The organism is Pseudomonas sp. K2I15, assembly GCF_002204795.1.
Classification (GTDB): Bacteria; Pseudomonadota; Gammaproteobacteria; order Pseudomonadales; family Pseudomonadaceae; genus Aquipseudomonas.
Genome location: NZ_NIXO01000117.1, coordinates 1 through 6,930, shown reverse-complemented (window position 1 = coordinate 6,930; position 6,930 = coordinate 1). Strand labels below are relative to the sequence as shown.

The 6,930-nt window shown below is 59.5% G+C and carries 7 protein-coding genes; 6 read left to right on the top strand and 1 reads right to left on the bottom strand.

The window, feature by feature from the left end; genetic code table 11:
• Nucleotides 1-294: 294 nt before the first annotated feature.
• Entirely contained in the window at nucleotides 295-1,008 is a 714-nt protein-coding gene (locus CEC48_RS30405; protein WP_010166446.1) for a UTRA domain-containing protein, read from the bottom strand.
• A 351-nt stretch (nucleotides 1,009-1,359) separates the two neighbouring features.
• Here CEC48_RS30405 and CEC48_RS30400 point away from each other — a divergent pair, with 351 nt between their 5' ends.
• From CEC48_RS30400 to CEC48_RS30375, 6 genes are all read left to right on the top strand, one after another.
• The gene (locus CEC48_RS30400; protein ID WP_088427197.1) at nucleotides 1,360-2,427 is read left to right on the top strand and encodes an ABC transporter substrate-binding protein; all 1,068 of its coding nucleotides are present in this window, start codon (nucleotides 1,360-1,362) and stop codon (nucleotides 2,425-2,427) included.
• Nucleotides 2,428-2,613: 186 nt separating this feature from the next.
• Nucleotides 2,614-3,420, top strand: a complete 807-nt coding sequence (locus CEC48_RS30395) for an alkaline phosphatase family protein (RefSeq protein WP_088427196.1) — start codon at nucleotides 2,614-2,616, stop codon at nucleotides 3,418-3,420.
• Nucleotides 3,417-4,262 (top strand): ABC transporter permease subunit, encoded by an 846-nt coding sequence (locus tag CEC48_RS30390; protein WP_088427195.1) that lies wholly within the window; start codon nucleotides 3,417-3,419, stop codon nucleotides 4,260-4,262. The genes CEC48_RS30395 and CEC48_RS30390 overlap by 4 nt, the downstream gene beginning before the upstream one ends.
• The gene (locus CEC48_RS30385; RefSeq protein ID WP_088427194.1) at nucleotides 4,249-5,049 is read left to right on the top strand and encodes an ABC transporter permease; all 801 of its coding nucleotides are present in this window, start codon (nucleotides 4,249-4,251) and stop codon (nucleotides 5,047-5,049) included. Before CEC48_RS30390 ends, CEC48_RS30385 begins: the two co-directional genes overlap by 14 nt.
• Nucleotides 5,046-6,035 (top strand): ABC transporter ATP-binding protein, encoded by a 990-nt coding sequence (locus tag CEC48_RS30380; RefSeq protein ID WP_003219745.1) that lies wholly within the window; start codon nucleotides 5,046-5,048, stop codon nucleotides 6,033-6,035. The genes CEC48_RS30385 and CEC48_RS30380 overlap by 4 nt, the downstream gene beginning before the upstream one ends.
• Before the next feature lie 43 nt (nucleotides 6,036-6,078).
• Nucleotides 6,079-6,732, top strand: coding sequence for an HAD family phosphatase (locus CEC48_RS30375; RefSeq protein WP_088427193.1), 654 nt, complete (start codon nucleotides 6,079-6,081; stop codon nucleotides 6,730-6,732).
• Nucleotides 6,733-6,930: the final 198 nt, after the last annotated feature.

Genomic DNA, 6,930 nt, shown 5'->3' with positions numbered 1-6,930 from the left:
TTGATCTGCTTTTGATCTTGATCTGACTGCCCCATTCAGCCCGAGGCCGAACGCAGGTATTGAGGAGCGGGTAAACCGGCAGGACGCCGGTTTAGCCGCGACGGGCCAGGGACGGGCCGTCGCGGCGGCCCGCGGAGCAATGCCGGAGTGAGGGAACGCCGAGCCTAAGCGAGGCGCCGACAGGCGGGGCAGAGCGTTTTGGTTACTTTGCCGCTTTTGCAAAGTGACTCGCTGTAAGAGCGAAACCCTAAGTGGCCGTTACCTAAATAACGGATATGTACACAGCCAAAAGCGTCAAACCACATCCACCCCAACATGAATCGCATCATGCCGCCAAAACTCCAGATCACAATCAATCAACCGCTCATGCTGATCATAATTAACCCGGGCAATCCGCAACCCCGGGCTCCCCACCGACACCCTCAACGCCGCAGCCGCCTCCACCTGCAATGACGTCGGCACAATCTCAAACCGCACCCGCCCGTAATGCAAGTCATACACCCGCGCATACAACTCAGTAATCGACTGATTCAAATCACACTCCAGAATCCCCGGAAAATACTGCGGGTTCAAATAGTGCTCCACATACAACACCAACCGCCCATCAATCCTGCGCCCCCGGCAAATCTGGATCACACTGGACAACGCCGGCAACTGCAACCACGCACACACCGCTGCCGACGCCGGCTGCAACCGCGCCGAAATCACCTCGGTCGATGGCACCCGCCCCTGCGCACTCACCATCGCGTGAAAGTGACTACGCTGCATCAGGTTGTAGGCAAGCCTGGGCGGCGACACAAACCAGCCCCGTCGCTCCTCTCGATAAATCTGCCCTTGGGCCTCAAGTTGTAACAAGGCTTCCCGCACCGTGATCCGGGTGGTACCAAACAACTCGCTGAGCTTGCGCTCGGCCGGCAGCTTACTGGCAGGCGCCAACAACCCATGGTCGATCTGCTCCTGCAGCGCCAAGCCAATGGTTGTCACCGCTTTGGTTGCCTCATCACGCATCAACGTTACCTATCTGGACTAGACCAGCACTATTCAGGTGCACAAAACGCCCGCTAAACGCGCCTCTGCTGTTGCGTGCAAGCCTAGGCATTGCACATGACCGACAGATGACAGCGCCGCACGACGTCCTGCCACAAAACTTGCAATACATCGGCCAAGTCCAAGCCTTCCGGGCGGTTGGGCATGGTCTACGCTTACCCGGCGATCCCCCGTCCAGGCCAACAAAAAACGACATCGACATGAAACTGTCATCCACCGCGCCTAAATTGGCTCGTGTATTGCTGACCTAGACCAACACCACCGCAAACGTCGATAAAAACGCAGCGTTGAAAACGCCCAAAGGAGCTTCGGATGAAACAGCTTTTCCTGGCATCACTGTTAGGCTCGACCATTGCCATGTGCACCGCCGCCATGGCTGCTGATACCGATTTGAAAACCCTCGAAGCCGCCGCGAAAGCGGAAGGCGCCGTGAACAGCGTCGGCATGCCCGATGACTGGGCCAACTGGAAAGGCACCTGGGATGACCTGGCCAAGATCTACGGCCTCAAGCACATCGACACCGACATGAGCTCGGCCCAGGAAGTCGCCAAGTTTGCGGCGGAGAAAGACAACGCCAGCGCCGACATCGGCGACGTCGGTGCAGCCTTCGGCCCGATCGCGGTGAAACAGGGCGTTACCCAACCGTACAAACCGACCACCTGGGCACAAATCCCGGATTGGGCGAAAGACAAAGACGGTAACTGGGCACTGGCCTACACCGGCACCATCGCGTTTATCGTCAACAAAAAGCTGCTGCACGGCTCCGACGCCCCAAAAAGCTGGGCTGACCTGAAGACCGGTAAATACAAGGTCTCCATCGGTGACGTGAGCACCGCCGCCCAAGCTGCCAACGGCGTACTCGCCGCAGCCCTGGCCAACGGTGGCGACGAGAAGAACATTCAGCCTGCGCTGCTGATGTTCGCCGACATCGCCAAGCAAGGCCGCCTGTCGCTGGCCAACCCGACCATCGCCACCATGGAAAAAGGCGAAGTGGAAGTGGGCGTGGTCTGGGACTTCAACGGCCTGAGCTACAAAGCAAAGATGGCCAACCCGGATGACTACGTGGTGCTGATCCCGTCGGACGGCTCGGTGATTTCCGGCTACACCACCATCATCAACAAATACGCCAAGCACCCGAACGCCGCCAAGCTGACCCGCGAATACATCTTCAGCGATGCCGGCCAGACCAACCTGGCGCGCGGCAATGCGCGGCCGATTCGTGCCGAGCACCTGACCTTGCCGGCCGACGTGCAGGCCAAGTTGCTGCCTAACGAGCAGTACAAGAAAGTAACGCCGATCAAAAACGCCGATGCCTGGGAGAAGACCTCCAAGGCACTGCCGCAGAAGTGGCAGGAAGAAGTCATCATCAATATGCAATAAGGCTTAACACGCCTGTTTAAGTGGAACGCGGTCAGTGTGGAAGCTGGTTTGCCTGCGATAGCGGTATGACATTCAGCAGTATTGTCGACTGACACACTGCTATCGCAGGCAAGCCAGCTCCCACAGTTGATCCGGTTCCAACCGAAAAACCGAGTCAAGCCACTTTGTTGCGGAGCCCCAGCCCCTATGAAGCACAATGTCATCCTTGTCGTGCTCGACGGCCTGAATTACGAGGTTGCCCGACACGCCATGGGGCACTTGCAGGCCTATATCGGCGCAGGACGCGCAGCACTGTACAAACTGGAATGTGAACTGCCGGCCCTGTCCCGGCCACTGTACGAATGCATCCTCACGGGCGTCCCGCCAATCGAGAGCGGCATCGTCCACAACAACGTCTCGCGCCTGTCCAACCAGCGCAGCATTTTCCATTACGCCACCGACGCAGGCTTATCCACAGCGGCGGCGGCTTATCACTGGGTCAGCGAGTTGTATAACCGCAGCCCCTTCATCGCCGCCCGCGATCGTCATACCAACGACCCGGCACTGGCGATCCAGCACGGGCATTTCTACTGGAATGACCATTACCCGGACTCGCACCTGTTTGCCGACGCCGAAAGCCTGCGCCTCAAACACGCGCCGAATTTCCTGGTGGTGCACCCGATGAACATCGACGATGCCGGCCACAAGCACGGCCTCGACACCCCGCAATACCGCAACAGCGCACGCTCGGCCGACATCATCCTCGCCGACTACCTGCAAGGCTGGCTTGACGCCGGTTACCAGGTGCTGGTGACGGCCGACCACGGCATGAACAACGACCGCTCCCACAACGGCCTGTTGCCGGAAGAACGGGAAGTGCCGCTGTTTGTGCTGGGCGATGCCTTCAGCCTCGACACTCACGCCACGCCCAAACAAACCGAGCTGTGCGGCACCGTCTGCGAGCTGCTGGGTGTGCCCCACGACAAACCTGTATGCCGGGAGCTGTTGAAGTGAACTCAGTGATCCGCGGCAAATGGCTGGCTGCCTTGTGCCTGGTGCCCTTCGCCCTCTTCTTTATCGTGTTCGAGATCGCCCCGCTGGTGTGGGTGATGATCAGCAGCGTTCAGTCCGAAGAGTTCGGCTGGGGCTTTGCCAACTTCAGCAAGATCTTCAGTTCGAAGTTCTACCTGCAGGCGATCCAGTACAGCCTGGAGATCAGCTTCTACTCCAGCGTGTTCGGGATCATCATCGCGGTGCTGGGCAGTTATTCGTTGCGCCGGGTGGACGGGCCGCTGCGCAATTTCGTGACCGCCTTCGCCAACATGACCAGCAACTTTGCCGGCGTGCCATTGGCCTTCGCGTTCATCATCCTGCTGGGGTTCAACGGCAGCATCACCATCATGCTCAAGCAGGCGGGGATCATTCAGGACTTCAACCTGTACTCCAAGACCGGCCTGATCATCCTTTATACCTACTTCCAGATTCCCCTCGGCGTGCTGCTGCTCTACCCGGCATTCGACGCGTTGCGCGAAGACTGGCGCGAGTCGGCTTCCCTGCTCGGCGCGGACGGTTGGCAGTACTGGCGGCATATCGGTTTGCCGGTGCTGACCCCGGCACTGCTGGGCACCTTCGTGATCCTGCTGGCCAACGCCCTCGGCGCCTACGCCACGGTGTACGCACTGACCACCGGCAACTTCAACGTGCTGCCGATCCGGATCGCGGCGATGGTCTCCGGCGATATTTCCCTGGACCCGAACATGGCCAGCGCCCTGGCTGTGGTGCTGGTGGCGCTGATGACCGTGGTGACCGTGGTTCATCAACTGCTGCTCAAGAGGAGCTACCATGTCTCGCGCTGAACCTGGCTCGGCCGCCCTCTACCATCGCGTAGTGGTGTACCTGTTGTTTGCGATCCTGGTACTGCCGTTGCTCGGCACCCTGGTCTACTCCATCGCCAGCAGCTGGTCGGCGACCATCCTGCCGTCCGGTTTTACCTTCAAGTGGTACATCCAGCTGTGGAGTGACCCGCGCTTTTTGAATGCGTTCGGCCAGTCATTGCTGGTGTGCGTCGGTGCGCTGATTTTGTCGGTGGTGCTGATCCTGCCGCTGCTGTTTGTGGTGCATTACCACTTCCCCAAGCTCGACGCGCTGATGAACATCTTGATCCTGCTGCCGTTCGCGGTGCCGCCGGTGGTGTCGTCGGTGGGGCTGTTGCAGCTCTACGGTTCGGGGCCGTTTGCGATGGTGGGTACGCCGTGGATTCTGATCGGCTGCTACTTCACCGTGGCGCTGCCGTTCATGTACCGGGCGATCACCAACAACCTGCAAGCGATCAACCTGCGAGACCTGATGGACGCCTCCCAACTGCTCGGCGCCAGCACCTTCCAGGCCGCGTTCCTGGTGGTGCTGCCCAACCTGCGCAAGGGCCTGATGGTGGCGTTGCTGCTGTCGTTCTCGTTCCTGTTCGGCGAGTTCGTGTTCGCCAACATCCTGGTGGGCACCCGCTACGAGACCCTGCAGGTGTACCTCAACAACATGCGTAACAGCAGCGGCCACTTCACCAGTGCCCTGGTGATCTCCTATTTCTTCTTCGTGCTGGTGCTGACCTGGGCCGCCAACATCTTGAACAAGGACAAAAGCCAATGAGCTTCGTCAGCGTCCAACACCTGCAAAAAGGCTACGCCGGCACGCCGGTATTCAGTGACATCAACTGCGAAATCGCCAAAGGTGAATTCGTCACCCTGCTCGGCCCGTCGGGCTGCGGCAAGTCGACCCTGTTGCGCTGCATCGCCGGCCTTACCTCGGTAGACAGCGGGAAAATCCTGCTGGATGGCCAGGACATCGTCCCGCTGAGCCCGCAGAAACGGCATATCGGCATGGTGTTCCAGAGCTACGCGCTGTTCCCCAACATGACTGTGGAACAGAACGTCGCCTTCGGCCTGCGCATGCAGAAGGTCAATGCCGACGACAGCCACAAACGCGTGCAGGAAGTGCTGCAACTGGTGGAGTTGAAAGAACTCGCCGGGCGCTACCCGCACCAGATGTCCGGCGGCCAGTGCCAGCGCGTGGCCCTCGCCCGCTCCCTGGTGACACGCCCGCGCCTGCTGTTGCTGGATGAACCGCTGTCGGCCCTGGATGCACGGATTCGCAAGCACCTGCGCGAACAGATCCGCCAGATCCAGCGCGAGCTGGGCCTGACCACCATCTTCGTGACCCATGATCAGGAAGAAGCCCTGACCATGTCCGACCGGATCTTCCTGATGAACCAGGGCAAGATCGTGCAGAGCGGCGATGCCGAGACCCTCTACACCGCGCCGGTGGACGTGTTCGCTGCAGGGTTTATCGGCAACTACAACCTGCTGGACGCCGACAAGGCCAGCAAACTGTTGCAGCGCCCGATCACCGGGCGCATCGCGATTCGCCCGGAAGCCATCGAGCTCAGCCGCAGCGGCGAGCTGGATGCGTTGGTGCGAAGTCACAGCCTGCTGGGCAACGTGATTCGCTACCGCATCGAAGCCCGCGGGGTGGAACTGGTGGTGGATGTGCTCAACCGCTCGGCTGACGATTTGCACCCGGACGGCCAACGCCTGGCACTTTCCATCGATCCCAGCGCGTTATGTGAGGTAGCCTGAGGGCATCCCCGTTTAGACGACTTGAGTTGAGGAAGCACGACTGATGGCTTTGGTAATTTTTGATCTGGACGACACATTGATCCACGGCGACTGCGCCACCCTGTGGAGCGAGCAGATGGGCCGCCTGGGCTGGGTGGATGGTGAGTCGTTCATGCGCAAGAACGACGAACTGATGGCGGCCTACAGCCGCGGCGAACTGGCCATGGAAGACTTCATGGACTTCAGCCTGGAGCCGATGATCGGCCGTACGCCGGAAGAGATCGACCATCTTGTAGAGCCTTGGGTGGAAGATATTATCGAGCCGCTGATCTACAGCGAAGCCACCAAGACTATCGCCCGGCACCGCCAGAACGGCGACCGGATTTTGGTGATCTCGGCGTCGGGTACGCACCTGGTCAAGCCGATTGCGGCGCGTATCGGCATTGATGAAGTGCTGGGGATCGAGCTGGACGTTGCTCATGGGGTATACAGCGGCAAGACCGTGGGTGTACTGACGTACCGCGAAGGCAAGATAACCCGCCTGATGGAATGGCTGGAGCAGGAAGGTCAGCATCTGGACGGGGCGTATTTCTACTCGGATTCGCGCAATGACTTGCCGCTGCTGCTGAAGGTTGAGAACCCGCAGGTGGTTAATCCGGACCCGGTGTTGCGTGCTCATGCTGAACAGGCTGGGTGGCCGATTCATCATTGGGTCTGAGACTTCGCGCTGTTTTGAGGTGAGTGCATATCCGTTATTTAGGTAACGGCCGCTTAGGGTTCCGCTCTTACAGCCATGCCTTTCAAGGTCTTGGTTTAAAATCCCCCAAACAACCCAGTCAGGACGACGAAACTATGTGGGAAAAGGTTCTAGAGCGGTTTGAAAAACAAGCACCGGCCAGTGTCATGACCAAACTGG

What these genes read in the sequence shown, in the direction of transcription:
- CEC48_RS30395 (WP_088427196.1), top strand. Translation starts at nt 2,614, where the DNA reads ATGAAGCACAATGTCATCCTTGTCGTGCTCGACGGCCTGAATTACGAG.
- CEC48_RS30380 (WP_003219745.1), top strand. Translation starts at nt 5,046, where the DNA reads ATGAGCTTCGTCAGCGTCCAACACCTGCAAAAAGGCTACGCCGGCACG.
- CEC48_RS30375 (WP_088427193.1), top strand. Translation starts at nt 6,079, where the DNA reads ATGGCTTTGGTAATTTTTGATCTGGACGACACATTGATCCACGGCGAC.
- CEC48_RS30405 (WP_010166446.1), bottom strand. Translation starts at nt 1,008, where the DNA reads ATGCGTGATGAGGCAACCAAAGCGGTGACAACCATTGGCTTGGCGCTG.
- CEC48_RS30400 (WP_088427197.1), top strand. Translation starts at nt 1,360, where the DNA reads ATGAAACAGCTTTTCCTGGCATCACTGTTAGGCTCGACCATTGCCATG.
- CEC48_RS30385 (WP_088427194.1), top strand. Translation starts at nt 4,249, where the DNA reads ATGTCTCGCGCTGAACCTGGCTCGGCCGCCCTCTACCATCGCGTAGTG.